At 66.3% G+C, this 24,645-nt stretch carries 24 protein-coding genes and 1 riboswitch; of the genes, 8 read left to right on the plus strand and 16 right to left on the minus strand.

Translation table 11 applies throughout. The features are described 5' to 3' along the window. Positions 1 to 152 precede the first annotated feature (152 nt). Together VKR55_RS28080 and VKR55_RS28085 are read right to left on the minus strand one after the other, a co-directional pair. Complete coding sequence (locus VKR55_RS28080; RefSeq protein ID WP_324408563.1) at positions 153 to 851, minus strand: DUF899 domain-containing protein; 699 nt, start codon at positions 849 to 851, stop codon at positions 153 to 155. A gap of 54 nt (positions 852 to 905) precedes the next feature. After that, complete coding sequence (locus tag VKR55_RS28085) at positions 906 to 1,034, minus strand: hypothetical protein (protein ID WP_324408565.1); 129 nt, start codon at positions 1,032 to 1,034, stop codon at positions 906 to 908. Positions 1,035 to 1,116: 82 nt separating this feature from the next. Here VKR55_RS28085 and VKR55_RS28090 point away from each other — a divergent pair, with 82 nt between their 5' ends. The 6 genes from VKR55_RS28090 to VKR55_RS28115 all read left to right on the plus strand — a co-directional run bounded on the left by VKR55_RS28090 (position 1,117) and on the right by VKR55_RS28115 (position 7,080). Continuing rightward, positions 1,117 to 2,337, plus strand: a complete 1,221-nt coding sequence (locus VKR55_RS28090) for a helix-turn-helix domain-containing protein (protein ID WP_324408566.1) — start codon at positions 1,117 to 1,119, stop codon at positions 2,335 to 2,337. A 32-nt stretch (positions 2,338 to 2,369) separates the two neighbouring features. Continuing rightward, positions 2,370 to 3,008 (plus strand): Vgb family protein, encoded by a 639-nt coding sequence (locus VKR55_RS28095; protein ID WP_324408568.1) that lies wholly within the window; start codon positions 2,370 to 2,372, stop codon positions 3,006 to 3,008. A 149-nt stretch (positions 3,009 to 3,157) separates the two neighbouring features. Further along, the gene (locus VKR55_RS28100; protein ID WP_324408570.1) at positions 3,158 to 3,970 is read left to right on the plus strand and encodes an SDR family NAD(P)-dependent oxidoreductase; all 813 of its coding nucleotides are present in this window, start codon (positions 3,158 to 3,160) and stop codon (positions 3,968 to 3,970) included. 17 nt (positions 3,971 to 3,987) lie between these two features. Then, positions 3,988 to 4,542 (plus strand): carboxymuconolactone decarboxylase family protein, encoded by a 555-nt coding sequence (locus VKR55_RS28105; protein WP_324408572.1) that lies wholly within the window; start codon positions 3,988 to 3,990, stop codon positions 4,540 to 4,542. Position 4,543: 1 nt separating this feature from the next. Next, positions 4,544 to 5,344: an SDR family NAD(P)-dependent oxidoreductase gene (locus VKR55_RS28110; RefSeq protein WP_324408574.1), complete on the plus strand. Its 801-nt coding sequence runs from the start codon at positions 4,544 to 4,546 to the stop codon at positions 5,342 to 5,344. A gap of 83 nt (positions 5,345 to 5,427) precedes the next feature. Next, positions 5,428 to 7,080 (plus strand): acetolactate synthase large subunit, encoded by a 1,653-nt coding sequence (locus VKR55_RS28115; RefSeq protein ID WP_324408576.1) that lies wholly within the window; start codon positions 5,428 to 5,430, stop codon positions 7,078 to 7,080. Between the two features lie 98 nt (positions 7,081 to 7,178). Here the strand turns inward: VKR55_RS28115 and VKR55_RS28120 are convergent, their stop codons facing one another. From VKR55_RS28120 to cbiE, 7 genes are all read right to left on the minus strand, one after another. Next, positions 7,179 to 9,002 (minus strand): chloride channel protein, encoded by a 1,824-nt coding sequence (locus VKR55_RS28120; RefSeq protein ID WP_324408577.1) that lies wholly within the window; start codon positions 9,000 to 9,002, stop codon positions 7,179 to 7,181. Positions 9,003 to 9,197: 195 nt separating this feature from the next. Beyond that, a complete protein-coding gene (gene cobT / locus VKR55_RS28125; protein WP_324408579.1) occupies positions 9,198 to 10,250 on the minus strand; it encodes a nicotinate-nucleotide--dimethylbenzimidazole phosphoribosyltransferase in 1,053 nt (350 codons plus the stop codon). A gap of 12 nt (positions 10,251 to 10,262) precedes the next feature. Continuing rightward, positions 10,263 to 11,015 carry a precorrin-6A synthase (deacetylating) gene (gene cobF, locus VKR55_RS28130; RefSeq protein WP_324408581.1) on the minus strand — a complete coding sequence of 251 codons (753 nt, stop codon included), beginning with the start codon at positions 11,013 to 11,015 and terminating at the stop codon, positions 10,263 to 10,265. Beyond that, the gene (gene cobA / locus VKR55_RS28135) at positions 11,012 to 11,740 is read right to left on the minus strand and encodes a uroporphyrinogen-III C-methyltransferase (protein ID WP_324408584.1); all 729 of its coding nucleotides are present in this window, start codon (positions 11,738 to 11,740) and stop codon (positions 11,012 to 11,014) included. Before cobA ends, cobF begins: the two co-directional genes overlap by 4 nt. Beyond that, complete coding sequence (locus VKR55_RS28140) at positions 11,737 to 13,050, minus strand: cobyrinic acid a,c-diamide synthase CobB (RefSeq protein ID WP_324408586.1); 1,314 nt, start codon at positions 13,048 to 13,050, stop codon at positions 11,737 to 11,739. Before VKR55_RS28140 ends, cobA begins: the two co-directional genes overlap by 4 nt. Further along, positions 13,050 to 13,832, minus strand: coding sequence for a precorrin-4 C(11)-methyltransferase (gene cobM, locus VKR55_RS28145; protein WP_324408588.1), 783 nt, complete (start codon positions 13,830 to 13,832; stop codon positions 13,050 to 13,052). Before cobM ends, VKR55_RS28140 begins: the two co-directional genes overlap by 1 nt. Then, positions 13,829 to 15,022, minus strand: a complete 1,194-nt coding sequence (cbiE, locus tag VKR55_RS28150) for a precorrin-6y C5,15-methyltransferase (decarboxylating) subunit CbiE (RefSeq protein ID WP_324408590.1) — start codon at positions 15,020 to 15,022, stop codon at positions 13,829 to 13,831. Before cbiE ends, cobM begins: the two co-directional genes overlap by 4 nt. Between cbiE and VKR55_RS28155 the strand changes: the two genes are divergently transcribed. Continuing rightward, complete coding sequence (locus VKR55_RS28155; RefSeq protein WP_324408591.1) at positions 15,021 to 15,767, plus strand: cobalt-precorrin-6A reductase; 747 nt, start codon at positions 15,021 to 15,023, stop codon at positions 15,765 to 15,767. The genes cbiE and VKR55_RS28155 overlap by 2 nt on opposite strands. Here the strand turns inward: VKR55_RS28155 and cobJ are convergent. From cobJ to VKR55_RS28190, 7 genes are read right to left on the minus strand one after another with little or no spacing between them, the layout of a single operon-like run. Further along, positions 15,743 to 16,477: a precorrin-3B C(17)-methyltransferase gene (cobJ, locus tag VKR55_RS28160; protein WP_324408593.1), complete on the minus strand. Its 735-nt coding sequence runs from the start codon at positions 16,475 to 16,477 to the stop codon at positions 15,743 to 15,745. The genes VKR55_RS28155 and cobJ overlap by 25 nt on opposite strands. Next, the gene (locus VKR55_RS28165) at positions 16,474 to 17,208 is read right to left on the minus strand and encodes a precorrin-2 C(20)-methyltransferase (RefSeq protein WP_324408595.1); all 735 of its coding nucleotides are present in this window, start codon (positions 17,206 to 17,208) and stop codon (positions 16,474 to 16,476) included. Before VKR55_RS28165 ends, cobJ begins: the two co-directional genes overlap by 4 nt. A 2-nt stretch (positions 17,209 to 17,210) precedes the next feature. Next, positions 17,211 to 17,840: a precorrin-8X methylmutase gene (locus tag VKR55_RS28170; RefSeq protein ID WP_324408597.1), complete on the minus strand. Its 630-nt coding sequence runs from the start codon at positions 17,838 to 17,840 to the stop codon at positions 17,211 to 17,213. Beyond that, complete coding sequence (cobG, locus tag VKR55_RS28175; RefSeq protein ID WP_324408599.1) at positions 17,840 to 19,003, minus strand: precorrin-3B synthase; 1,164 nt, start codon at positions 19,001 to 19,003, stop codon at positions 17,840 to 17,842. The genes VKR55_RS28170 and cobG overlap by 1 nt, the downstream gene beginning before the upstream one ends. Continuing rightward, positions 19,000 to 22,248: a cobaltochelatase subunit CobN gene (gene cobN, locus VKR55_RS28180; RefSeq protein ID WP_324408600.1), complete on the minus strand. Its 3,249-nt coding sequence runs from the start codon at positions 22,246 to 22,248 to the stop codon at positions 19,000 to 19,002. The genes cobG and cobN overlap by 4 nt, the downstream gene beginning before the upstream one ends. Then, positions 22,248 to 23,282 carry a cobalamin biosynthesis protein CobW gene (gene cobW, locus VKR55_RS28185; RefSeq protein ID WP_324408601.1) on the minus strand — a complete coding sequence of 345 codons (1,035 nt, stop codon included), beginning with the start codon at positions 23,280 to 23,282 and terminating at the stop codon, positions 22,248 to 22,250. Before cobW ends, cobN begins: the two co-directional genes overlap by 1 nt. Beyond that, the gene (locus VKR55_RS28190; protein ID WP_324408603.1) at positions 23,279 to 23,653 is read right to left on the minus strand and encodes a DUF1636 domain-containing protein; all 375 of its coding nucleotides are present in this window, start codon (positions 23,651 to 23,653) and stop codon (positions 23,279 to 23,281) included. Before VKR55_RS28190 ends, cobW begins: the two co-directional genes overlap by 4 nt. A gap of 96 nt (positions 23,654 to 23,749) precedes the next feature. Beyond that, a riboswitch (cobalamin riboswitch) is annotated at positions 23,750 to 23,973 on the minus strand. A gap of 41 nt (positions 23,974 to 24,014) precedes the next feature. On the opposite strand from VKR55_RS28190, the gene cobO reads away from it, so the two are divergent. Next, the gene (gene cobO, locus VKR55_RS28195; protein WP_324408605.1) at positions 24,015 to 24,638 is read left to right on the plus strand and encodes a cob(I)yrinic acid a,c-diamide adenosyltransferase; all 624 of its coding nucleotides are present in this window, start codon (positions 24,015 to 24,017) and stop codon (positions 24,636 to 24,638) included. Positions 24,639 to 24,645 lie beyond the last annotated feature (7 nt).

Below are 24,645 nucleotides of genomic sequence, written 5' to 3' on the forward strand. Positions count from 1 at the left end.
TCCCGAGCTCGATCGCAACCATGCGCGCCCGCCTGATCAAAGCCCTCATCAAAACCTTGCCGCAATGTCCGTGCTGCGGCGCCCGCGCAGCATCGAACAGACGTAGACGCCCATGACGCAGTAAGACTAATCCGCCCTACGGTTCTACAAGCTCAATACTGATCGTGCCGGCGCACCCATCGCATCGGGAAATCGAACGCGGCCTCGTCGCGCCCTTTCGGCACGAGGTCGAGGAAATGATAGGCGCCATTGACCATGTCGATGCCGCGACCGTGGCAGGAATAGGTGTGAAACACCTCACCGGACTCATTCCTCACGAACACGCTGATCCCCTGCTCGTCCAACGCCGAGATCGGCTGAACCACGTAGTTGTAGTACGCTCTACCCGCAGCGATCTCCTCTGGCGTGAACGACACGTGGTAGTCGAAGTTGAAGTCGTTTCCTTCCGACGACACCCATGGAAAGCTCCAGCCCATGCGCTTGCGGTAGGCGTCGAGCTTCGCGAACGGCGCCCGCGAGACCGCGGTGAACGTCACGTCGCGGTGATTGAGATGGATGGCGATGCCGTCGAAATTGTCGGCCCAGAACGAGCAGGACTTGCAGCCCTCCTTCCAATCCGGACCGAACATGAAGTGATAGACGATGAGCTGGGAGCGGCCATCGAAGAGATCGGCCAGCGACAGCGCGCCGTTCGGTCCTTCGAAACGATAGGGCTTTTCCACGCGCTCCCAGGGCATGGCCATGCGGCGGCGTGTCAGCGCGTCGCGCTGGCGGGTGAATTCCTTCTCGGCAGCGAGCAATTCGAGGCGCGCCTTCAGCCATTGCTCGTGCGAGACCACTTGATTTGGCATGCCTAGTCTCCTGATCTGTTGAAATGCCGTCGCTTGCGAGTGCAATGCGCGTCGTCACGGTTCGTTTCTGCCCCGGCTGTCCCTCGCATCGCCCGGGCCAATGGCAAGCACCGTCACGACCGCGCCGGCCCACTCGGCCACCGCCGTAAGATAGGTGGGGGAAAGCATGTTCCAGTCGACCATGGCGGCCTCCTCGCCTGATGCATGCTGGTAGACTAGGACAGCACGGAAGAACGCCGGGAGTGACAAGTGTGTCGGGATTGCCATGGACTCGCTGATCACGGCCGCGGCCCGCGCGCTCGCTCACGGTGACCCGCTCGGAGCCTTGAAGCGCGTCGCCTTGCGCGACGATGCGCCGGCGCTTGCGCTGCGCGGCATCGCGATGGCGCGGCTTGGTGATTTCGACCGGGCGAAGGTTTTGCTGCGCAGAGCGACACGCGCGTTCGGACCGCGAGAGGCCGTGGCGCGGGCGCGATGCGTCGTCGCGGAAGCCGAAATCGCGCTGGTGTCGCGCGACCTCGCCTGGCCGGCGAAGGCGCTCGACGCGGCACATGCCACGCTTCAAGCGCACGGCGACTTGCTCAATGCCGCGCACGCGGCGCATCTGGAGGTCCGGCGCCTGCTCCTGATCGGCCGCCTCGACGAGGCCGAGCGCAGGCTCGCGTCTCTTGATCCAGCGCCGTTTCCACCCGCCTCGCGCGCCGCGCATGAGCTCGTGGTCGCTGGGCTCGCCATGCGGCGGCTTCGCACCGAGACGGCGCGCGCAGCACTGGCCCGCGCCGAGCGCGCAGCACGTGCGGCCGGCATTCCGGCGCTGACGGCTGAGGTCGAAAGCGCCTCGCTTGCGCTGAAGACGCCCGCCGCCCGCCTGATCGCAGGCGGCGCGGAGCGTCTCCTCCTGCTCGAGGAGGTCGAGGCGTTGCAGGCCTCGAAAGCGATCGTCGTGGACGCCTGCCGCCATGTCGTGCGCGACCTCACCGCAGCGGTCTCGCTGGCGACGCGTCCGGTGTTGTTTGCGATCGTCCGCGCGTTGGGCGAAGCGTGGCCCGACGACGTCACACGCGACGCGCTCATCGCCAGGGCTTTCCGCGGCAAGTCGGTCGACGAATCGCACCGTGCCCGCTTGCGGGTCGAGGTCGGGCGGCTGCGATCGGCGCTGCGCTCGCTCGCCGGCGTGAGTGCGACCAAGCGCGGATTCGCGCTGACGACGCGCCGCGGGACGGCGGTCGTCGTGCTGGCGCGGCCATTCGAGGACGAGCACGCGGACGTGCTCGCCTTCCTCGCCGACGGCGAGTCGTGGTCGAGCTCGGCGTTGGCGCTGGCGCTCGGCGCGAGCCAGCGCACCGTGCAGCGGGCGCTCGATGAGCTTGCGGCTTCCGGCAAGGTGCAATCGGTCGGCCGCGCGCGGGCGCGTCGCTGGATGACGCCGCCGCTGTCGGGATTCACGACGACCTTGTTACTCCCTGCTCCGCTGCCGAGCGGCTAGGATCGCAGCCGCTAGGAAGAGAGGAGCGACACATGAAGAGATCATCGGCTGAGATCGTCCGCGAATATGGTCCTTTTACCGGTGTCGACAGCGTGCATGGCGTCACCTATGACGGCGAGCGCGTCTGGTTTGCCGCCGGCGACAGGATGCTCGCCTTTGACCCCTCAAGCGGCAAGACGGTGCGCAGCATCGAGGTCGCAGCCCATGCCGGAACGGCTTTCGACGGGCGGTACCTGTTCCAGATCGCCGAGGATCGCATCCAGAAGATCGATCCGAAGACCGGCCGCGTGCTCTCTACCATTCCGGCGCCGGGCGGCGGACGCGATTCCGGATTGGCCTGGGCCGAAGGAACGCTTTGGGTCGGGCAGGATCGCGACCGCAAGATCCATGAGATCGATCCCGAGACCGGCGCGATCCTCCGCACCATCGAGTCCAACCGCTTCGTAACTGGCGTGAGCTGGGTCGATGGCGAACTCTGGCACGGCACCTGGGAAGGCGAGGAGAGCGACGTGAGGCGTGTCGATCCCACGACGGGCAAGGTGCTGGAGCGGATCGAGATGCCGCCCGGCACTGGCGTGTCCGGGCTCGAGTCGGATGGCGGTGACACTTTCTTCTGCGGCAGCGGAAGCAACGGCGGAGGAAAGGTGAGAGCCGTTCGCCGGCCACGGTAAAGGAAGATCGGCCGGCAAACCCGGTGCGCGTCGGCTGAGTGGCGATATCCCACCTCGCGGAAAGGGTGCGCGTGGCAGCTGTGCTCCCGGCGCCCTTCTCTCCCCCGAATGTCGTTGCTATCGTCCGCCCATAGCAAGGAAGAAAAATCATGAGGGGACCCGAGGAAGACGCTGGGCTCGAGGGCAAGGTCGCATTGATCTCCGGCGGCGGCGCGGCCGGTGACGGCATCGGCAATGGGCGGGCGGCGGCGATCCTTTTGGCGCGCGCCGGGACCAAGGTCATGGTCGCCGACCGCGAGCTGAAGCTGGCCGAGCGCACCGTCGAGATGATCAAGGACGAACGCGGCACGGCCACGGCAATCGCCTCCGACGTCACCGATGAGGACGATTGCAGGAAGCTGGTGGAAGCGACCGTCGATCGCTTCGGCCGGCTTGACTTTCTCGACAACAATGTGGGCATCGGCAGCCGCGGCAGCGTCGTCGAGGAGAAGCCCGAGCAATATCGGCGGGTCATGCAGATCAATGTCGAGAGCATGTTCCTGCTCTCGAAATACGCGATCCCCGCGATGATCAGGACCGCTGGCGGCGGCGCGATCGTCAACATCTCGTCGATCTCGGCGCTGCGCCCGCGCGGACTCACCGCCTACACCACCTCGAAGGCCGCGGTGATCGGGTTGACCCGCGCCATGGCGGTCGATCACGGCCGCGACAACATCCGTGTCAACTGCATCTGCCCGGGGCCGATGTATACGCCGATGGTCTATGCCCGCGGCATGAGCGAGACTGCCCGCTCAAACCGCGCCAGGGCCTCCGTGCTGAAGCTTGAGGGTACCGGCTGGGACGTCGGCCACGCGGTGAAATTCCTGCTCAGCAATCACGCGCGCTACATCACCGGCCAGGTGCTGGTGGTCGACGGCGGCGTGACCCTGCAGGCGCCGGAACGAGAATCAGAGGAACGCTGAGAAGAAGGAAAAAACCAATGGCCCGCCTGCCCTATCTCGAGGCCGACCAGGTCGCGCCCGAATATCGCGATATGCTCAAGCGCAACACCAACCTGCACAAGCTGCTCGTCAACTCGCCGGACATGGCGCGCGCCTTCAACGGCGTCGGCAGCTACATCCGCTTCAAGAGCAAGCTCAATCCGCGCCTGCGGGAGCTCGCCATCCTGCAGGTCGGCTGGCTGGAGAAGTCGGAATATGAATTCACGCATCACGTCAAGATCGGCAAGGAGTTCGGCGTCACCGACGAGGACATCGCCGCGATCATGGTCGAAACCGAAGGCATTCAGTCCCGGCTCGAGCCGCTCGCGAGAGCGATTCTGAAAGGCGCGCGCGAAATGGTGCGCGACCTCGAAATGTCGATGACGACCTTTGCCGAGATCAAGCGCCATCTTTCCAACGAGGAGATGGTCGATCTCGTGCTCACGATCGCCTTCTATTGCGCCGTGGTGCGCGTGCTCGCCACCATGAAGATCGACAACGAACCTTATTATAAAGAGGTACTGCAGCAGTACCCGATCCCGGGAGTGGAATAAGATGCGTCTCAAAGACAAGGTCGCCATCGTCGTCGGCGCCGGCCAGAGCCCCGGCGAAGGCATGGGCAACGGCCGCGCCACTGCGCTGACTTTCGCGCGTGAAGGCGCCAAGGTGTTGTGCGTCGATTACAACCTCGCCTCCGCGCAGGAAACGGTCGACATGATCGCGGAGAAGCAGGGCACCGCCGCAGCCTTCAAAGCCGACGTCACCAAAGATGCCGAGATCAAGGCGATGGTGGCGGATGCGATGAAGCGCTGGGGCAAGATCGATGTGCTGCACAACAATGTCGGCGTCAGTCTTTCCGGCGGCGATGCCGAGCTGCTTTCGATCACCGAGGAAGCCTTCGACCGCTGCGTTGCAATCAACCTCAAGAGCTGCATCCTAGCCGCCAAGCATGTGATTCCGATCATGAGGCAACAAAAGAGCGGCGCCATCATCAACATCTCGTCGATGGCGGCGATCACCACCTATCCCTATGTCGCCTACAAGGCGACCAAGACGGCGATGATCGCCTTCACCGAGCAGCTCGCCTACCAGAACGCCGAATACGGCATCCGCGCCAACGTCATTCTGCCGGGCCTGATGAACACGCCGATGGCGGTCGATACCCGTGCCCGCGAGTGGCACAAGACCCGCGCCGAGGTCGAGGCCGAGCGCGATCGTCAGGTGCCGCTGCGAAGGAAGATGGGCACCGGCTGGGACGTCGCCAATGCCGCGCTGTTCCTCGCTTCCGATGAAGCCAATTTCATCACCGGCGTAACGCTGCCGGTCGACGGCGGCTCGAGCGTGCGGAGGGGCTAAGACGGAGCATCCCGGCAAAGTGGCGTTGGCCTGCGATTTCTGGCAGGAAGAGCGCTCGGTGGCACCACAGGGAGGCGAGTCAGATGCGCACCAAGGGATCCGACCTTCTGGTCGCCGCGCTCGAAAACGAAGGCGTTGAGCGCATTTTCGGACTGCCGGGCGAAGAAAATCTCGCGGTCGTGGAAGCCCTGCGCGCATCGAAGATCGAGCTGATCCTGACGCGCCACGAACAGGCGGCATCCTTCATGGCGGCGACCCAGGGCCGGCTGACCGGCGCGCCCGGCGTCTGCCTGTCCACGCTCGGCCCTGGCGCCCTGAATTTCACCACCGGCGCGGCCTATGCCTATCTCGGCGCCATGCCGATGGTCATGATCACCGGCCAGAAGGCGATCAAGAGCGCGCGTCAGGCGCGGTTCCAGCTCGTCGATATCGTCGGCGCCATGCGGCCGATCACCAAGCTGACCCGGCAGATCGTTTCGGCCGATGCCATCCCTTCGATGGTCCGCGACGCCTTCCGCGTCGCGACCGAGGAGCGGCCGGGGCCGGTCCACCTGGAGCTGCCCGAGGATATCGCCGCGGAAGAGGCCAGCGCTTCACTGATCGCGCCGCATCCGATCCTGCGGCCGATCCCCTCGCCCGTCGCGGTCAAAAGTGCGGTCGAGCTGATCCTCGCCGCCAGGCGTCCGCTGATCATGATCGGCGCCGCCGGCAATCGGCCGCGCCTCGTCGAGGCGCTGTCCGATTTCGTCCGCCGCACGCAGATCCCCTTCTTCAACACGCAGATGGGCAAGGGTGCGGTGACCGGCAACTCCGAGCTCTATCTCGGCACTGCGGCCCTCTCCGAGCGCGACTATATCCACGGGGCGATCGAGCACGCCGACCTCATCATCGCGATCGGGCACGACACGATCGAGAAGCCACCCTTCCTGATGGGCGCCAGTGGCGGCCCCAAGGTGGTCTATGTCGGCTATGCCTCCGCGACCGTGGAGCAGGTATTCCATCCCGATGCGGAGGTGATCGGCGACATCGGCGCGACCGTGACGGCGCTGGCCGACGCGCTGCATCAGCGCGTCAACGCACCGGCAGAGTTCATGACGCTGCGTGACGACATCCGCGGGCATCTCGGTGAACGCGCCGAGGACGAACGCTTTCCCGTCATCCCGCAGCGCCTGGTTCACGATGTCCGCAAGGTCATGCCCGAGGACGGCATCGTCTGCCTCGACAACGGCATGTACAAGATCTGGTTCGCGCGAAACTACCGCACCACGGTTGCCAACACGCTGTTGCTCGACAATGCGCTCGCCACCATGGGCGCCGGCCTGCCCTCGGCTATCACCGCGAAATGCCTCAATCCGGGAAAACGCGTACTCGCGGTCTGCGGCGATGGCGGCTTCATGATGAACAGCCAGGAGCTGGAGACGGCCGTGCGGCTGAAGCTCGACCTGGTCGTGCTGATCGTCGAAGACTTCGCCTACGGCATGATCCGCTGGAAGCAGGCGGTCGACCACTTCGCCGATTTCGGCATGACCTTCGGCAATCCCGACTTCGTGCGCTACGCGACCTCCTATGGCGCGCATGGACATCTGATCGCGGCGGCGTCCGACTTGGTCCCGACGCTGGAGGCGGCCTTCAGCCAGGGCGGCGTGCATCTCGTCGCCGTACCGATCGACTACAGCGAGAATATGCGCGTGCTGGTCGAGGAGCTCGGCAACCGAACCCTGGAACAACCGGCCTAGTGAGTTGTTCGCCAGATCGTTCCGTTTGCGTCCTCAGCAATCAACAGCGCGCCATCATGGGCGACCGCGACGCAGAACGGCCCGCCCCGGATCTCGATTTACGACAGCGCCCCCAGCACGCCGCGCGTGGCCTGGTCGATCTCTTCGACGTAGCGGCGGCGGGCGAAGGTTTCGCTCAAGAGGCCAATCACCTTGCGGCTGTCGGCCGATTCCAGTACCGCCAGCACTTCGGCTTCGGCATCGTCGAACAGCTTCATGGCGGTCTTGACGTTCATCTCGGGCAGGAGCGCCACGTCGGTATAGCGCGCGAGCTCAACCACCTGGATCTCGTCGGCGATGGTATCGAGCTCGGGCGAAAACAGCTCCGGCAGCAGCAGCAGTCCGCAATAGTCGTCGTTATTGTTGACCACGACGACCGCCTGGCGCGAGCCCAGCACGAATTCGCGGCGGCAAGCGGCGATTGTCGTTGTGGACGGCACCTTGCCGACGTCGGTCCGCATCATGCGCTCGACCGTGAGATTGCGCAGCCAGCCGACGTCGTTGGCGCTGCGGATGGTCTCGCCGCGCAGATGCAAGCGCCAGGTCGAGAACGAGTGACCGAACATGAAGCGTACGAAGATGCTGGTCACGATGCAGCCTGCCAGCACCACGGCGGTGACGTCGACGCTGCGCGTCATCTCCAGCACGAGGAACGACATGGTGAGCGGACCGCCGACAATGGCGACCCCGAGCGTCGCCATGCCCGTCAGCATGCTCACCACAGGGTCGACGGTGAAGCTGAAGCCGAGCAGAGCAACCACGGCCGCGAAGAATTTCCCGAGCAGGCTGCCGACGAACAGCGAACAGAAGAACAGGCCGCCGCGGAATCCCGAGGCGAGCGAGACCAGGCAGGCGATCAGCTTCAGGGCGATGACGGTCACAATGATGTCGATGGCCATCTCGCGATGCAGGTCGAGCACCATCGCGCCGTGACCGGCGGCGAGCACCTGCGGGGTGACGATGGCAAGCCCGCCGACGCAGACGCCGCCGACGACCGGCCTGAGCCAGACCGGAAACCATTTTTGCTTGAACACACGCTCGAACAGCGAGGAGCTGCGCATCACCAGGATGCCGATGATGGCGACGATCAGCGCAAGTCCCACGAGTGCCAGATACTGCTCGAGGCCGACGCTGCCGACATGGGCGATTTCCAGCGAATAGGGCGCGCCGCCGAGATTTTGCGCGGTGAGCGCGCCCGCAAGCGACGCGGCGAGGATCGGGGCGGCGCTTCCGACCGCGTAGACGCCGACGATCAGCTCACAGGCGTAGAATGCGCCGGTGATCGGCGCGCCGAAGGCGGCCGCGATCGCCGCCGCCGCGCCGCAGCCGACGATCAGCCGCAAATCGTTGCGGCGAAGGTTGAGGAATTGGCCGATCAGGGAGGCCGCTCCCGCGCCGATCTGGGTATAGCCGGCTTCGAGGCCGACCGAGGCGCCGCAACCATTGGAAATCAGGGTCTGCCCGCTCACCACCACGCTGTCGCGCAACGAGAGCCTGCCGCCGCGCAGGGCATTCGCTTCGATCGGGTCGACCGCATTCGAGATTTTCAACCGCCGCCGCGACCACTCCATGATGCCGAGCGACAGCCCGCCGATGGCCGGCGCCACAAACGCGACGATCGGATTGACATAGGTGTTGGCGCTGAGCCGCACGTCGATCGGAATACCGTAGATCATGACGTGCGCGACCTGAGCGATCTCGCTCATCAGCGTCACGATGGCGCCGGCGACGACGCCGATCACGAGCGCAAGCGGAATCAGGTAGAATTCGTTGCTGCGCAAGAGCGCGCGCAGCGCGGTCAAGCCGCGGTTTGACGCGCGGCGGCGTCCGACGATCGTTCGGATCTGCGACCGCGCCGGCGATGTCTTTCCCGTATCAAGCATCGGCGTAACCATAACCCGCCAGTTTCAGGCGGACGTTTTCGAGTCGTGCTTCGGCAACCACGGCGGCCATGTTGCGAGCCCGGGCCCCGAAGCACCTGCAGATGCGAGGCCCATAACGCAGATAAGGGGGCAAAGTGCCGCGGGTCAAGTCGCAGTTAAGATGTTGGCAGAGCGGGGTTAATGGGTGCCCAAAAATCAGCCCGGACGGTCCGGGACGGCCGCCTCGGCAAAGGTCGCCATACGGTTATGGAGCGCGCAGGCAAGCCGCAAGATGGGCAAGGCCAGCGCCGCACCCGAGCCTTCGCCAAGCCGCAAATCGAGGTCGAGCAATGGCCGCGCCTCAAGTGCCTCCAGCACCAGCCGATGCCCCTGCTCGGCTGAACGATGGGAGAAGATGAGATAGGGACGACAGGAGGGATTGGCGCGCGATGCCGCCAACGCGGCAACGGAGACGATGAAGCCATCGATCAGTATCGGAATACGGCGCTGGGCGGACGCGATGATCGCGCCGCAGATCGCCGCAATTTCGAGCCCCCCGACGGCGCACAGGGTTTGCCCGGCGGAAGCACCGGCCAGGCCATGTTGGGCAAGCGCGGCGTCGACGAGGCGCGCCTTGCGGTCGCGGCCGGCGGCGTCGAGCCCGGTGCCAAGGCCAGAGATCGCTTCGGCGCTGAGGCCAAGCAGCGCCGCCGCGATGGCGGCCGCCGAGGTCGTGTTGCCGATGCCCATCTCCCCGAGAATGACGAGATCAGGGTCGGACACCGCGGCGCGCGCAACCGCCCGCTCGCCGCATTCGAGGGCGAACGCAAGATCCGCTACGTCGAGCGCGGCCTCCTTGGAGAAGTCGCGGCTGGCGCGGCGCGGCTTGTCGGTGACAATGCCCGGCATGGGTTGCGCCGCCAGCGTGCCCGCATCGACAACTTCGAGCGACGAGCCGAGTTCCTTCGCCAGCACCGAGATCGCGGCGCCGCCGGCGGCGAAATTCGCCATCATCGCGATCGTCACCTCTTGCGGATAGGCGGAGACGCCCTGGGCGGCGATGCCGTGATCGCCGGCAAAGACGATGATCGGCGCGCGCTCGGCGCGAGGGCGATCGGTGTGCTGGACGGACGCCAACTCGATCGCCAGCGCCTCGAGACGGCCAAGCGCGCCCGTCGGCTTGGTGAGCTGGGCTTGTCGCGCTGCCGCCGCGTCGCGATGGACGGCGGAGATATCCGGGCATGGCTTAGTGATCCATTCGGGAAACATGCGGTTCTCGCTTCAGATGGTGACGCGTTTGAGGATGTAGCTGTCCATGATCCAGCCGTGCCGCGCCCTCGCCTTCGCGCGCGCGTCCACGATGGTTGCTCCGATCTCGGCGAGCGGCCCGGAGAACGTGAGCTGATGCGGCATGCCGAGAAAGGCGCCCCACCAGATGCGAATCCCGGCGGGATCGAGCGACTGGAATGCCGCGCCGCCATCGAGCATCACGACAACCGTCTCCGCACCGGCCGGCCAGCCGCCTTCGCGCAGGCGCCGTCCTGTGGTCACAAGGAAGGGCGCGCCGATGTCGTTGAGCGGGATCGCATGCGCGGCGCAAAGCGCCTGGATGGCGGTGACGCCGGGGATCACCTGGATTTCAGGCGACGGCTCAAGCCGGTGCGCGATGCGAAGACTGGAGTCGAACAGCGATGGATCGCCCCAGATCAGGAACGCCGCGCGCCCATCGCCGCCAAGATGCGTCTTGATCTCGCGCGACCACGCGGCGGCAACGGCATTGTGCCAATCATCGACCCCGCCGCGATAATCCTCGCGCTCGGCATCCCGTACCGGCAGATCGAATTCCACCAGCCGCGTCTTGCCGTTAGTCAGGACCCGCGCGCAAATCTCGCGCCGGAGCGCAGCAAGATCGGACTTCTCCTCGCCCTTGCGCGGAATGAGGATAAGATCGGCAGCATTGACGGCACGGACCGCGGCGAGCGTAAGCTGCTCGGGATCCCCGCAGCCGATGCCGATCAGTGAAAGCGTGATCATACCGAATGGTCCGCTGCCAGCGCACCATACAGGATCACGGCGGTCGCCGTGACGTTTTCCGCAGCAAGCTGCTCAGCAAGTTTCTGGATGGTGGTGCGAACGAGCCGCTGGTTGATTTGGCCGACGGATTCGGCAAGCAGCGCCGGGGTGTCCGGCGACAGGCCCTGCGCGATCAATTTCGCCGCAAGCTTCGGAAAGGTCCGCTTGCCCATATAGACTGCAGTCATCGCATGCGGGTCGGCAAGCGCCGCCCAATACAGGTCTTCCGGCAGCTCGCCGTTCGCGTCGGCGCCGGTGATGAACTGGACGCGGCGTGCGGTGTGGCGGCGGGTGAGCGGAATGCCGGTGGCTGCACCTGCGGCGCAGGCCGCGGTCACGCCCGGGACGATCTCATAGCCGATACCGGCCGCGCGCACCGCCTCGACCTCCTCTTCCAGCCGGCTGAACACGCCGGCGTCGCCCGACTTCAGCCGCACGACACCAGCGCCCGTTGCCGCATAGTCGACGAGCAGCCGGCTGACATGCTCCTGCCTCGCCGAGGGCTGGCCAGCGCGTTTTCCCACCGACACCAGGGTTGCGCCCTTGCGCGCATGATCGAGAATGGCGCCGGCCGCGAGGTCGTCATAGAGCACGACATCGGCAGCCCGCAGCCGCGCGACCGCCTTGAGCGTCAGCAGCTCGGGATCGCCGGGGCCCGCCGAGACAAAGGAGACGAAGCCGCTCATCGCTCCTCCGCGATCAGATGAAAGAAAGTACCGGTGACATGTCCGCGGCGCGAGCCGGTCTCGGCGACCTCGGCGCCATTGGCGTCTCGGACAGCCGCGAGCGGGGGATCGGGTTGCGCCAGGATCGAGGCGTAGTGAAATTCGTGACCACGCAAGCGTGTGCCTTGTGGATGTCCGGGCATGCCGGCGGTGAGCTCCGCCCGCCGATAGCCGAGATGCATGCGCCGCTTGGCAAAGCTGGTCTCGAGGCCGAGCAGCCCGGTCATTTCATGCCGCGCGCCCTTGGCGTCGGTGAGCCCCTCGCCCAGCACCATGTAGCCGCCGCATTCGCCGTGCACCGGCCGCGTCTCCGCAAACGAGCGCAGGGCATGGCGGAAGCGCCCATTGGTGGCGATCTGGCCTGCGTGCAGTTCGGGATAGCCGCCGGGCAACCAGCAGACGTCGGCACCATGATCCGGCCCCTCGTCGGCCAGCGGCGAGAACGGCAGGATTTCGGCGCCGGCGGCGCGCCAACCTTCGAGGATGTGCGGATAGATGAAGGAGAACGCCGCATCCCGCGCGAGCGCAATGCGCTGGCCGGGCGGGTTCACGTGCGCCGGCGCAGTGGTCCCGGAGGTGGTCCAATCGCATTTCGCCAACTGCAGCACTGCGTCGAGATCGATACGCTCGGCAACGAGACGTGCGGCCTCGGAGATGAGATCGTTCAGGCGGGTCAGTTCCTCGGCCTGAACGAGGCCAAGGTGCCGCTCGGGCAGCGCGATCGGCGCATGGCGTGGCAGCGCGCCAAGGACAGGGATATCAACGCCTTCCATTGCGCGGCGCACGAGATCTTCATGGCGCGGGCTAGCGACGCGATTGAGCACGACGCCCGCAATGCGCACGCCCTTGCGAAAATCACGCAGGCCAGTGGCAACCGCCGCCGCGGTCTGCGCCTGTCCGGAGGGATCGAGCACCAGCAATACCGGCCAGCCCATCATCTCGGCGAGATCGGCGCTCGCGCCGGTGCCGGACATGCCCGGCGTCGCAACGCCGTCGAACAGGCCCATCGAGCCCTCGGCCAGAACAAGGTCGGCATCGCCGCCGCGCGCGGTGAGCATATCGATCAACTCGTGCGTCATTGCCCAGCTATCGATGTTGACGGAGGCGCGCCCGGTCGCCGCAGTGTGAAAGGCCGGATCGATATAATCGGGGCCGCTCTTGAAGCACTGCACGGCGAGCCCGCGGTCGCGGAACGCGCGCGCCAGCGCAAGCGTCAGCGTGGTCTTGCCGGTGCCCGATGCGGGCGCAGAGATAACGAGGCAACGCGCCATCAGGTCGCCTCCGGAAAGCGCGGCGCGGTGCCGACCGGCCGGTAGCGGCGGTCATAGTCGGCGGCGTAGAGCCGGCTCTCGTCGAAATCCTCAGCCGCGATCGTCCGGCCGACCAGGATGATCGCGGTGCGCTCGAGCTCGGCGCCAAGCGAGGCTTGCAGCGTGCCGAGCGTCGCGCGAACGATCCGTTCGTCGGGCCAGCTCGCCCGCCAGACTACGGCCACCGGGCAATCGGCGCCATAATGCGGCGTCAGCTCGGCAACGACCTTGTCGAGCACGTGCACGGAAAGATGAATCGCCAGCACCGCTCCGGTCGCGGCGAAAGCGGACAGCGTCTCGCCCTTCGGCATGGCGCTGGCACGGCCGGAGGTACGCGTCAGCACCACCGATTGCGCAAGACCCGGCAGGGTCAGTTCCGCTTCGAGCGCGGCGGCCACTGCGGCGAACGACGGCACGCCCGGCGTGACGGAATAGGGAATGCCAAGCTCGCGCAGGCGGCGGAGCTGCTCGCCCATCGCCGACCATACCGAAAGATCGCCGGAATGCAGCCGCGCCACGTCCTTGCCCGCGGCATGCGCGGCGGCGATCTCGTCGATGATTTCGTCGAGCGACAGCGGCGCCGTGTTGACGATGCGGGCCCCGGGCGGACAATGCGCCAGGATTTCCTTCGGCACCAGCGAGCCGGCGTACAGGCAGACCGGGCAGGACGCGATCAAGTCGCGGCCGCGCAGCGTGAGGAGATCAGGCGCGCCGGGGCCGGCGCCAATGAAATGCACGGTCATCTCACTGCACTCCATTGCACCACGGCGCGCGCGGCCTCCCAGGATCGGTAGCGGCCGAGTGCTGCTGCATGAGCTATCTCGATCCGCATGAGATCGCCGCCGTGCTTCTGCTGCAGCCCGGACAGAAGCGCTTCGGTCTCCAGCGTCACGCTGTGCGCGACGAGGCGCGTTCCTGAGGGGACCTGCGACCAGACCACGTCGAACAATGCCGCATCGAGGCCGCCGCCAATGAAGACCGCATTCGGGCTCTCAAGAGATGCAAGCGCCTCGGGTACACTCCCCGTGACAACGCTGACCTTGTGCGCGAGACCAAAAGCTTCGGCATTGGTTCGGATATTCGACGCGCGATCCTCGCGCGCTTCAATCGCGATCGCCGTGCCGCCCGCAAGCGCCCACTCCACCGAGATAGAGCCGGAGCCCGCGCCGACGTCCCACAATGTCTCGCCCGGTCGCGGCGCCAGTGCCGACATTGCCAGCGCGCGCATCGGTCGCTTGGTGATTTGGCCGTCATGCCGGAAGAGATCGTCGGCCAGCCCAGACGCGCGCGGCAATCCGGTTCGGCCGTCGGCCTCGATCGCGACCGCGAGCGGGCTTACGGCAGACTCCGCCTCGTAACTATTCGCACGGCTTTCGATGATCCGTTCACGCGGACCACCGAGCGCCGACAAGGTCCAGAGTTTTGAAGCGCCCCACCCGCGCGCATCAAGCCATCGCGCAAGATCGATCGCGGCCGTCGCATCTCGCACGAGGCAGATGATCCGCGCACCGCGCGAGAGCAACGGCACCAGCCGCTCGAACGGCGCCGCATGCAGCCCGATGCAGATCGTTGTTTCCAGCGTCCAGCCGAGCCGTGAGGCCGCGAGCGAGAAGGTCGAAGGCGAAGGATGCGCGATCCATTCGTGCGGCGACAGGTGCGCCGCGAGGCTGCCGCCGGCGCCATGCCAGAAGGGATCGCCGGAGGCGAGCACCGCCGTCGGACGACCGCGACGGGCGAGCACGCAGGCCGCGTCGAACGGCACCGGCCACGACTTGCCACGGCCATCGACGCCGGCAAGCTTCAGGTGCCGCTCGCCGCCAAACACGGTCTCGGCCTCCGCAAGCGCCTTTCGGCTTGCTTCCGAGAGCCCGGCAAGGCCATCCTCGCCGATGCCGATGATGGTCAACCAAGGAATGGTGCAAGGATCAACCATGCGCGCCCTCATTCTGGGCGGAACAGGCGACGCCAACCAGCTCGCGGACGCGCTCGCGTGCGAAAAGATCGACGCGATCTATTCCTACGCGGGACGGACGCAGATTCCGCTTGGGCATTCGCTGCCGATGCGGATCGGCGGATTTGGCGGCGCTGCGGGACTTGCGGATTTTCTCCTCAAGGAGCGCATCACGCATGTGATCGACGCAACGCATCCATTTGCCGTCGAGATGAGCCGACATGCAGTCGAGGCCTGTACGCTGACCGGCGTCCCCCTGGTCGCGCTGGAGCGTGCGCCCTGGACGCGCATGGACGGCGATAACTGGATCGAGGTTACGGATATCAACGCCGCCGTTGCCGTCCTCCCTGAACGGCGCGCGCGCGTCTTTCTTGCCATCGGCAGACAGCATATCGCGCCGTTCGCTGCCAAACCGCAGCACGCATATATGCTGCGCTTCGTCGATGCTCCTGATCGCGAATTGCCGTTGCCTGATGCCGAGATCATCGTCTCGCGGGGTCCATTCACGCTTCAAAGCGACCGCGAGCTGATGCGCGGCCGCGGAATCGAATGGCTGGTGGCGCGCAATTCCGGAGGCTACGGTGCGCGCGCCAAGATCGACGCCGCGCGCGAGCTTGGGCTCCCCGTAATCATGATCGCGCGCCCGGCGTTGCCCGAACGGAAGCGGGTCGAAAGCGTCGAAGCGGCGCTGGCATGGCTTGGTCATGAGGCGCGCCTCGGGGCATAGACCCAGCGGCCGACGCGGCGGGTTGCCGAATTGCCGATGATAACAAGGGTTGCCATGTCGGCCATCTCGGGACGCGCGTCCGCAAGCCGCAGCGTCTCGATCCGTTCCTTCGGCGTCGTCACCGCGTGCGCGAAGATGATGGCGCGGTCGCCGCAGCCTGCTTCTTTCAAAACATCGAGCGCGCGGGCGAAGCCCTCGGGCCGGCTGGCGGAGCGCGGATTGTAGATCGCGATCGCAAAGTCGGCCTCGGTGGCGAGCCGCAGCCGCTTTTCGATCAGCTCCCACGGTTTCAGATTGTCGGAGAGGTTGATCGCACAGAAATCATGGCCGAGCGGCGCGCCGGCCCGTGCCGCAGCCGCCAGCATCGCGGTGACACCGGGCAGCACGCGGATGGTCAGGTCCTGCATTTCAGGTGCGGCTTCCAGCGCCTCGAACACGGCGGCTGCCATCGCGAACACGCCGGGATCGCCGGAAGAAACGATGACGACGCTGCGTCCCTCCGCGGCAAGCTTCAGCGCCTCGCCGGCGCGCTGCAATTCCTGGCGATTGTCGGAAGGATGTAGCCGCAAGCCCTCGCGCGCCGGCACGCGCGCCACGTAAGGCGCGTAGCCGAGCACGTCGGTGGCATCGGCAAGCGCGGCCGATACTTCCGGCGTCACCAGCGCGGCATCGCCCGGCCCTAGCCCTGCGATGGTGAGCGTGCCCGTCATTCCGCCGCTTCCTGCCGCCTTCCGCCGCGCCCATGCACCAGCACGATCGCAAAATACGGGCAATCCGCGGCATCGACGTCGCAGAGGCGCGCGACACGTTCGCCCGGCATGGTGCCGCGTTCAATCAGCCAGGCTGCATCGACGCGCCCGGCACGCTCCAGCGCGCGGCGGATCTTTGCCAGATTGCGGCCGGTCTTCATGATGACGAGCGCGTCAGAACTTTGCGCGCGCCGTTCGAGCTCGGCTTCCGGCAGCGTGCCCATCAAGACCGTCATCACGTCATCGCCGAGCGCCATCGGAAGACCAGCGACATTCCAGCAGCCGGCCATGCCGGGAATGCCGGCGATCACCTCGACCTCGGCGCGTCCCTGGAGCCGCGTATAGAGATGCATGAAGGAGCCGTAGAAGAAGGGATCGCCCTCGCAGAGCACGACGATATCGGTGGTGCGCGACAGCTCCACCAGACGATCGGCCCATTCGTCGTGGAAGCCTCCGAGCAGCCGGGCATATTCCTCGCTGTTGACGGCAAGCTCGGTCGTGACCGGATATTCCATCGGATATTCGTGGACGCCCGCGGCCAGCATCCCCTCGACGATGGCGCGCGCCTGACCGGCGCGGCCTGTCTTGCGGAAATAGGCGACATGCGTCGCCGCGCGCACCTCGCGGTTCGCGCGCACGCTCATCAGATCGGGATCGCCGGGCCCCAGCCCACAGCAGATGATCCGCCCCATGGTCATTCGCTCCTGCTTGCCAGCGCGTTGACGGCCGCCACCGTGATCGCCGAACCGCCGAGGCGGCCGAGCACAGTGAGCGCCGGCGCCGGAGGTGACGCTATCAGCGCCGCCTTGGATTCGGCGGCGCCGACGAAGCCAACCGGGCAGCCGATGATGGCGGCCGGCCGCGGGCAGCTTTCGTCTTCGAGCATGTTGAGCAAATGGAACAGCGCGGTCGGCGCATTGCCGATCGCGACGATTGCGCCGTCGAGATGAGGCCGCCAGAGCTCGAGCGCCGCGGCGGAGCGCGTCGTTTGCATCGACGCGGCGAGCTTTGGAACGCTCGCATCGTCGAGGGTACAGATCACGCGGTTGTTCGCAGGTAGCCGGGCGCGGGTGATGCCTTCGGAGACCATCCGCGCGTCGCACAGGATCGGCGCACCCTTCTGCAGCGCTGCTCGGGCGGCGGTCGCCATGGCTGGCGAGAAGCGGATGTGCGACTCGAGACCGACCATGCCGGCGGCGTGGATCATACGGACCACCACCGGCTCCTCGTCGAGCGAGAAGCGCGCAAGGTCTGCCTCGCGGCGGATGGTCGCGAAAGATTGGCGATAGATTGCGGCGCCGTCAGTTTCGAAAGCGTAGGGCATCAGCGGCCTCCGAACCAGGCGGAGGGGTCGGCGAGAATCTCACCAGGGTCGATCCCGCGCATCATCGGAACGTCGCGGGCGCTACCGTCACGAACGATGTCGAAGCCGTCCGGCGTTCCGACCAGCGTGACCGCGGACGTCGCAGGATGCGCGCAGCCCTTGGCGCATCCGGAAACGTGGAGTCTGATATCCGGCGGCACATGCGGCCCAAGGGTGGCCGCCAATCCGCGGGTCTCCGCAAACGCCTGCGGACAGATCGGCGCGCCGGTGCAGGCGACGACCCGCAGCAGCGGATCGTCGGCATGAGTGACGAGTCCGTCGTGCTGCGGCATCGCGCGCAGGCTTTCGACCAGCAGCATCCGCCATGGGGTCAGGCGCAAACCCGGCTCGAGGCTGGAAAGATAGGCCAGCGTCGCACTCTGCAGTTGACCGAGCGCGAGGCCCACGAGCGCGCCGGCCGCGTACAATCCAGGCCCTGGTGCGGCAAGCGAGGCGGCCGGCAGCGTCTCGCCCGCGAATGCTGGCGGGAACTTTGCGACGTTTGCGATGTGCGCGGCCATCCGTCCTCGCCCATTCCTCGCGCCGCCCGATGCAACGAACCATTCGGCAAGCGCGAGCGCGCCCGGAACCACCCCTTCCCTCACCAGCTTTCGGCCGCGCGAGGCACCATCGGCACGCAGGATCAAGCTGCCGTCCGCGCCGCGCTCGATGCGGATATCAGCCGGCGCCTGCGCGAGCACGCGGCTCTCGCCGCAATCCACCGCAAAGCCGAATTTTTCGGGCAGCCCGAGCGGCCGCCGCGCCAGCGCCTGTTCAAGCTCCGCCCCGAGCGACTGCGTGTCGTCGCCCTCGCGCCAGAACGGCGCGACCAGGACATTGCGCTGGGTTTCCGATTGCAATTCCGCATCCACCAGGCCGAGCCGATCGAGACCTTCGATCAGCGGCACGTGGCTCGCTTCGGACACGCCGCGGATTTGCAGATTGGCGCGGCCGGTCAGATCAAGAACGCCGTTGCCGTGGCGTTGCGAGAGTTCGGCAATGCCGGCGGCCTGTTCGGCAGAAAGCCGGCCGCCGCGCGGACGCAGGCGCACCACAAGGCCATCGCCCGATGGCATCGGGCGCAACGCAGAGGGACACCAGCCCTTGATCGCGAAGGCGCTCATGACGCCCCCCGAAGCGATGCCAGGATGGAATTGCGCCGCGTCACCCAGAGCGCGGCTTCGTCGAGACGCCGGAAGCAGTCTTCGATTGCGGCGAGCGCTTGAGGGTTTTTGTTGGCCATGAATGCGCGGATGTCGTCGTCGCCGAGCGTCGCGTCATAATAGAGATCGAACAGGTGCGACGGCACGGCGTCAGCCAGATGCGCAAACGCGGCCATGTGCTCCAGCGTCGCCGCGATCTCGGCGGCGCCGCGAAAGCCATGGCGCATCATGCCGGCGATCCATCTTGGATTGGCGGCGCGCGCACGAACGACGCGGGAGATTTCCTCGGTCAGCGATCTTGCGCGCGGCGTCTCGAGCCGAGTCGCGTCGAGATGATAGAGCGATTTGATTCGTACGCCGAGGCTCGACGCAGCCGCCGCCACGCCGGCTTCGTGCGCGGCATAGTCGGAGGCAAGCAGCAAGTCGGTCTCGGGCAGGTCCTGCACATGCACGAAAGCATCGGCGGCGGTTAATCGCGTCTCGATGCCTCGGCGGTCGGGCTTCGCCGTGCCATCCGATCCAATCGACCAGGACGATGCCACAAGCCAGGCTTCGCCCGCGGCTTTGCGCGACTGCCTGGTGAAGACATCAAGCATCGGCGTTATGCCGACACCATATTGCCCGGGGCGCGGACCGAACACACGCGCGGCGCGCATGAGATAGGGATTCTCGTCACCCTCGAAATCGCGCTGCGATAGCGCGTCCGAGGCAGCTTCGAATAGTTGCGCGAGCGGCGTGAAGACGTCGCGGAACAGGCCCGAGATGCGCAAGGTGACGTCGATGCGCGGGCGGCCAAGCGCGGCGAGCGGAAGGATCTCGAAACCGGTGAGCCGTCCCGACGCGCCATCCCAGCGTGGCGCGATGCCGGCGAGTTGCAGCGCCATCGCAAACTCCTCACCCGCAGTGCGCATGGTCGCGGAGCCCCAGAGATCGACGACGAGCCCCTTCGGCCAATCGCCGTGATCCTGCAGATGCCGGCGCAACAATTCCTCCGCAAGCCTGATGCCCTGCGCATGAGCGGCGCGGGTCGGCACCGCGCGCGGATCGACCGCAAAGAGGTTGCGCCCTGTCGGCAGCACGTCGCCGCGCCCGCGATGCGGCGAGCCCGCCGGTCCCGGCGCGACGCGCTGGCCCGACAGCGTCGCGATCAGCGCGTCGCGCTCGGCCTCGCCGCAGGCGCCGCGGCCAAATACATGCAGGCCGTCGCCGAACTGGCTTTCCTTCAAATCGCAGACGAAGCGATCGATACGCGGGATCGCCTCGGCAGGCGCTGCCGACGCAGCCAGTCCAAGATCGGCTTCGACGCCGGCCGCGCGCGCCTCGTCGCGGATGGTAGCAATCAGCCGCTGGCGCCGCGACGGGTCGAGGCCGTCGGCGGTGGAATATTCGTCGAGCAATTGCTCGAGCTGCACCAGGTTCGGCGGCAGCGTGCTAGACGCGAGCGGCGGCGGCAGATGGCCGAGCGTGACGGCGCCGATCCGCCGCTTGGCCTGCGCGGCCTCGCCGGGATCATTGACGATGAAGGGATAGATCACGGGCAATTCGCCCGTCAGCGCCTCCGGCCAGCAGGCTTCCGACAGCGCCACCGACTTGCCGGGCAGCCATTCCAGCGTGCCATGCGCGCCCATATGGATCAGCGCGTGAACGGCTTGTGCGCGAAGCCAGAGATAGAACGCGACATAGGAATGACGAGGAATACGCGAGAGGTCGTGATAGTCGACATCGCGAGTGGTGACGTCGCCGCGCTCGGGCTGCACGGCAATGATCGCCTTGCCGCGCTGAATTGCCGCGAAATGAAAGTCGCCGTCGCGGACCTGAGGATCATCCTCGGGAACGCCCCAGGCGGCGTGGAGATTGTCCTCCAAAATCTGCGGGAGGGTCGCCAGGGCAGCGCGATAGTCAGCGACGCTCCACCTTAATCCCTCCGCACCCAGCGCCTGCCCCAACGAATCCACGGCCTCGACGTCGAAGCCGGCAGCACGGAGATCACCGAGCAGCATCTCGGTTGAAGCCAGCGCATCAAGCCCGACAGCATGGGCGATCTGATGCGGACGCCCGGGATAGCTGGAGAGGATGATGGCGAACTGCTTGTCGCGCGCTGGGACCGCCGCGAGCCGATGCCAGGCACAGACGCGTTCCACCACTGCGCGAATGCGCTCGCGATCCGGCTGATGCGCGAGATGCGCGAATTGCAGGTCCGGGTCGCGTTCGCCCGGCGACTTGAAGCTGACGACACCGGCGAAGAGCCGCCCGTCAACTTCGGGCAGCACCACATGCATCGCAAGATCGGCGGGCGACAGACCGCGCAACGAAGATGCCCAATCCTCCTTGCGCGCGGTCGACAGCGCGACCTGGAACACCGGGCAGGATGCCGCATCGAATGGCGTCGCGCCGTCATCGGCCAGCGCGGAGAACGCGGTCGCGTTGACGAGCGCAGCCGGAGGATGCTCGGCGAAATGCGCCTTCAGCCACTCCGCCACGCTGGGCGCCTTCAATGAGGTCGCGAACGCGCCACAGGCGTCAAAGCCCCTCTCGCGCAAGCCAACGATCAGTGCATCAACCGGACCGGTGTCGGCGGAGGTGAGATAGGAGCGATAGAAGGTGACCAGCGCATGCGGCCTTCCGTCAGCCGGCGGCAACGACACCAGCGCTCCCTTCGCGGGGTCATAAAAACCCATGTCGGGGATTTCAGTCTCACCGAACACCGGCCCGGCATAAAGGCCGGACGCCAGCGCCAACTGCGCGATCGCAACCTGCGCCGCCACGGCACCGCCGGCGTCGCATAGCGCGCGCAGCCGCCGCAAGGTCGAGACCGGCACGGTCGAGAGCGCATCGAGCCGTGCGTCGTCGCGGCCGTCGGCCGGCAAGACCGCGAGCGCGATGCCGCGTTGCTTTGCGAATCCGTGCAGCGCATTGATGCCGTAGTGCCAGTAGGATTCGCCGCCGATCAGGCGGACCAGAATGCCGCGCGCCTGCGCTAGCGTGCGCTCGATGTAAGTGTCGACCGAGAGCGGATGGCGAAGCGCGACGAGATTGGCAAGCCGCAGCGACGGCAGGCTCTTGCGTCCGCGCCGCCAGCCGGCGGCAAAGGCCGCGAGGTCGCTGTCGGAAAACGAGAGCACCACGAGATCTGCCGGATCCTGACCGAGATCGACAGGTGTCGCGGTCTCCTCCAGGCCATGGCTCTCGCGGAAGACGACGTGCATCAGACTCCCAATCCCGCCCTGATCGCGTTCTCGTCGATATCGCCCTGCTCGCCGATGACGACGAGCTTCGATTGCCGTGGCGCGACGCCCCAGGGCTTGTCGAACTGGTGGCGCACGCGCTCACCGACCGATTGCACCAGAAGCCGCATCGGCTTGCCCTTCACCGCGAGGTAGCCCTTGGCGCGCAGTACATTCTGCTCGCGGGCGAGCCGCGCGATCGAAGCAACCAGCGCGTCGATGTCGTGGACTTCCGGAAGATCAACCACGACCGACGCAAAATCGTCGTGCTCATGCTCCTCCTCGCCGTCATGATGCGAGGGCCGTGCGGTGAGATCATCTTCGGCCGCTGCGTTGAGCCCCAGGATCACCTGCGGATCGATCGCGCCATCGGTCACCGCCAGCATTGGCACCGGCCGCAGCGTCTCGGCTGCGATTAGTTGCTTCGCCGCTTCAAGGCCGGCCCGCCCCGCGAGGTCAGCCTTGGTCAGAAGCACGATATCGGCGCAGCAGATCTGGTCTTCGAACACCTCGGACAGCGGCGTCTCGTGATCGATGCTCGCATCAGCCGCGCGCTGCGCTGCGACAGCTTCCGGATTTGGTGCGAAGCGGCCGGCGGCGACGGCCTCGGCGTCGGCAAGCGCGATCACGCCATCCACAGTGATGCGCGAGCGGATCTCCGGCCAGCCGAACGCCTTCAACAGCGGCTTCGGCAACGCCAGGCCCGACGTCTCGATCAGAATGTGATCCGGACGCGTCTTTCGCGCCAAGAGCGTCTGCATGGTCGGGATGAAATCATCGGCGACCGTGCAGCAGATGCAGCCGTTCGCCAGCTCGACGATGTTTTCCTCGGGGCAATTGGCGTCGGCGCAGGATTTCAGGATTTCGCCATCGACGCCTTCGCTGCCGAACTCATTGACCAGCACGGCGAGCTTCCTGCCGTTGGCATTGGTCATCAGATGGCGGATCAGCGTGGTCTTGCCTGAGCCGAGGAAGCCCGTGATGACCGTGACCGGAATTTTGGCAAGCGAACTCACTCTGCAGCCTCCGACAAGGATGAAATGGGGGGAATCCGCGCCAGCGACTGCTTGCGGAAGATTTCCGGGCGCGAGCGCCAGGGCACGAGGCCATCGGGCGCGGCCGCATAGGCCGCGGCGCCGGCCAAGATGTCCCTCGCGTTTTCCCGCGACATCCGGCCATAAACGTAGGACCATCGGCCCGGCGCGCTCAGCGCGACCGAACAGCCATTATTGCAGGCCGACAGGCACTCGACCGGCACAATGGTGACGTCGTCCGGCGCGCCGATGTCCGCGATCGCCTGATGCAGCAATTTGCCCGGCGTGGGCTGGCCTTCGGGGATCGCCTGTCCTGCTTTGCAGGTGATGCAGACATGAAGCGTGACGGCCATCGCCCTTCCTTGACATGTGGCAGTGGGAAGAGGCGATGAGGCCAACGGGCAGGTAGCGCGGCCCGCTCCCCGTCGCGGAACACCCCGTCCGCCGGTTCAACACACAATGCGCTGGCAGGTCTCCCGGCTTGCGGAGCAGGATTTTCTCCTCCGATCCCCGCCTTCCCGACCCCAGGGGTCAGTGGCACATTGAGGATCTCTCCGGTCACGGTCGCGGGGGCGGCTGCTTCGAGCCCGATCCCTATTTTGAAGGTCCCGGAGCCCTATCGCATTCCCTCTTCGCCTGTCGTAGGACAGGAACCAGCGCTTAATGCACCATTTGCCCAAGCGCTGGGCTTGTCAAGCCGGAGGAGCGAAGCAGATGGCTTCCGAACAGGAACTGGCGGAAGACGCCCGCCACGCCACCAAAATGGCCAAGAAGAAGGCCGTCCGCGACCGGATGATGGCCGAGAAGAGTGGCGAGAAGGGCCTCATCATCGTGCATACCGGCGCGGGCAAGGGGAAATCGTCCTCCGCCTTCGGCATGATCGTGCGCTGTGTCGCGCATGGTTTCCCCTGCGCCGTGGTGCAATTCATCAAGGGCGCCTGGGATACCGGCGAGCGGCGGCTGTTCACCACGCATTTCGGCGGGCTCTGCCAATTCCACGCCATGGGCGAAGGCTTTACCTGGGAGACGCAGGACCGCGCCCGTGACATCGCCGCAGCCCGAGCCGGCTGGGAAAAGGCGAAGGAGCTGATCGCCGACCCCAATCTTCACATGGTGGTGCTCGACGAGATCAACATCGCGCTGCGCTACGACTATCTCGACGTCAACGAGGTCGTCGAATTTCTGCAGACGTCGAAGCCGCCGCTGATGCATGTCGTGCTCACTGGACGCAACGCCAAGAAGGAGCTGATCGACGCGGCCGATCTCGTCACCGAGATGACGCTGGTGAAGCACCCGTTCCGCTCCGGCATCAAGGCGCAGCCTGGCGTCGAGTTCTAACTCGGTC

The organism is Bradyrhizobium sp., from assembly GCF_035309285.1.
GTDB lineage: Bacteria > Pseudomonadota > Alphaproteobacteria > Rhizobiales > Xanthobacteraceae > Bradyrhizobium.

Bases quoted from the DNA above. Each gene is read 5' to 3' on its own strand.
- cobG (WP_324408599.1), bottom strand. From the start codon at position 19,003: ATGAGCGCCTTCGCGATCAAGGGCTGGTGTCCCTCTGCGTTGCGCCCG.
- cobM (WP_324408588.1), bottom strand. From the start codon at position 13,832: ATGACCGTGCATTTCATTGGCGCCGGCCCCGGCGCGCCTGATCTCCTC.
- cobF (WP_324408581.1), bottom strand. From the start codon at position 11,015: ATGATCACGCTTTCACTGATCGGCATCGGCTGCGGGGATCCCGAGCAG.
- VKR55_RS28090 (WP_324408566.1), top strand. From the start codon at position 1,117: ATGGACTCGCTGATCACGGCCGCGGCCCGCGCGCTCGCTCACGGTGAC.
- cobO (WP_324408605.1), top strand. From the start codon at position 24,015: ATGGCTTCCGAACAGGAACTGGCGGAAGACGCCCGCCACGCCACCAAA.
- VKR55_RS28080 (WP_324408563.1), bottom strand. From the start codon at position 851: ATGCCAAATCAAGTGGTCTCGCACGAGCAATGGCTGAAGGCGCGCCTC.
- VKR55_RS28170 (WP_324408597.1), bottom strand. From the start codon at position 17,840: ATGCCCTACGCTTTCGAAACTGACGGCGCCGCAATCTATCGCCAATCT.
- cobT (WP_324408579.1), bottom strand. From the start codon at position 10,250: ATGTTTCCCGAATGGATCACTAAGCCATGCCCGGATATCTCCGCCGTC.
- VKR55_RS28190 (WP_324408603.1), bottom strand. From the start codon at position 23,653: ATGGCCGTCACGCTTCATGTCTGCATCACCTGCAAAGCAGGACAGGCG.
- VKR55_RS28140 (WP_324408586.1), bottom strand. From the start codon at position 13,050: ATGGCGCGTTGCCTCGTTATCTCTGCGCCCGCATCGGGCACCGGCAAG.
- VKR55_RS28155 (WP_324408591.1), top strand. From the start codon at position 15,021: ATGCGCGCCCTCATTCTGGGCGGAACAGGCGACGCCAACCAGCTCGCG.
- cobJ (WP_324408593.1), bottom strand. From the start codon at position 16,477: ATGACGGGCACGCTCACCATCGCAGGGCTAGGGCCGGGCGATGCCGCG.
- VKR55_RS28110 (WP_324408574.1), top strand. From the start codon at position 4,544: ATGCGTCTCAAAGACAAGGTCGCCATCGTCGTCGGCGCCGGCCAGAGC.
- VKR55_RS28100 (WP_324408570.1), top strand. From the start codon at position 3,158: ATGAGGGGACCCGAGGAAGACGCTGGGCTCGAGGGCAAGGTCGCATTG.
- VKR55_RS28095 (WP_324408568.1), top strand. From the start codon at position 2,370: ATGAAGAGATCATCGGCTGAGATCGTCCGCGAATATGGTCCTTTTACC.
- VKR55_RS28165 (WP_324408595.1), bottom strand. From the start codon at position 17,208: ATGGGGCGGATCATCTGCTGTGGGCTGGGGCCCGGCGATCCCGATCTG.
- cobA (WP_324408584.1), bottom strand. From the start codon at position 11,740: ATGAGCGGCTTCGTCTCCTTTGTCTCGGCGGGCCCCGGCGATCCCGAG.
- cbiE (WP_324408590.1), bottom strand. From the start codon at position 15,022: ATGGTTGATCCTTGCACCATTCCTTGGTTGACCATCATCGGCATCGGC.
- VKR55_RS28115 (WP_324408576.1), top strand. From the start codon at position 5,428: ATGCGCACCAAGGGATCCGACCTTCTGGTCGCCGCGCTCGAAAACGAA.
- VKR55_RS28120 (WP_324408577.1), bottom strand. From the start codon at position 9,002: ATGCTTGATACGGGAAAGACATCGCCGGCGCGGTCGCAGATCCGAACG.
- VKR55_RS28085 (WP_324408565.1), bottom strand. From the start codon at position 1,034: ATGGTCGACTGGAACATGCTTTCCCCCACCTATCTTACGGCGGTGGCC.
- cobN (WP_324408600.1), bottom strand. From the start codon at position 22,248: ATGCACGTCGTCTTCCGCGAGAGCCATGGCCTGGAGGAGACCGCGACA.
- VKR55_RS28105 (WP_324408572.1), top strand. From the start codon at position 3,988: ATGGCCCGCCTGCCCTATCTCGAGGCCGACCAGGTCGCGCCCGAATAT.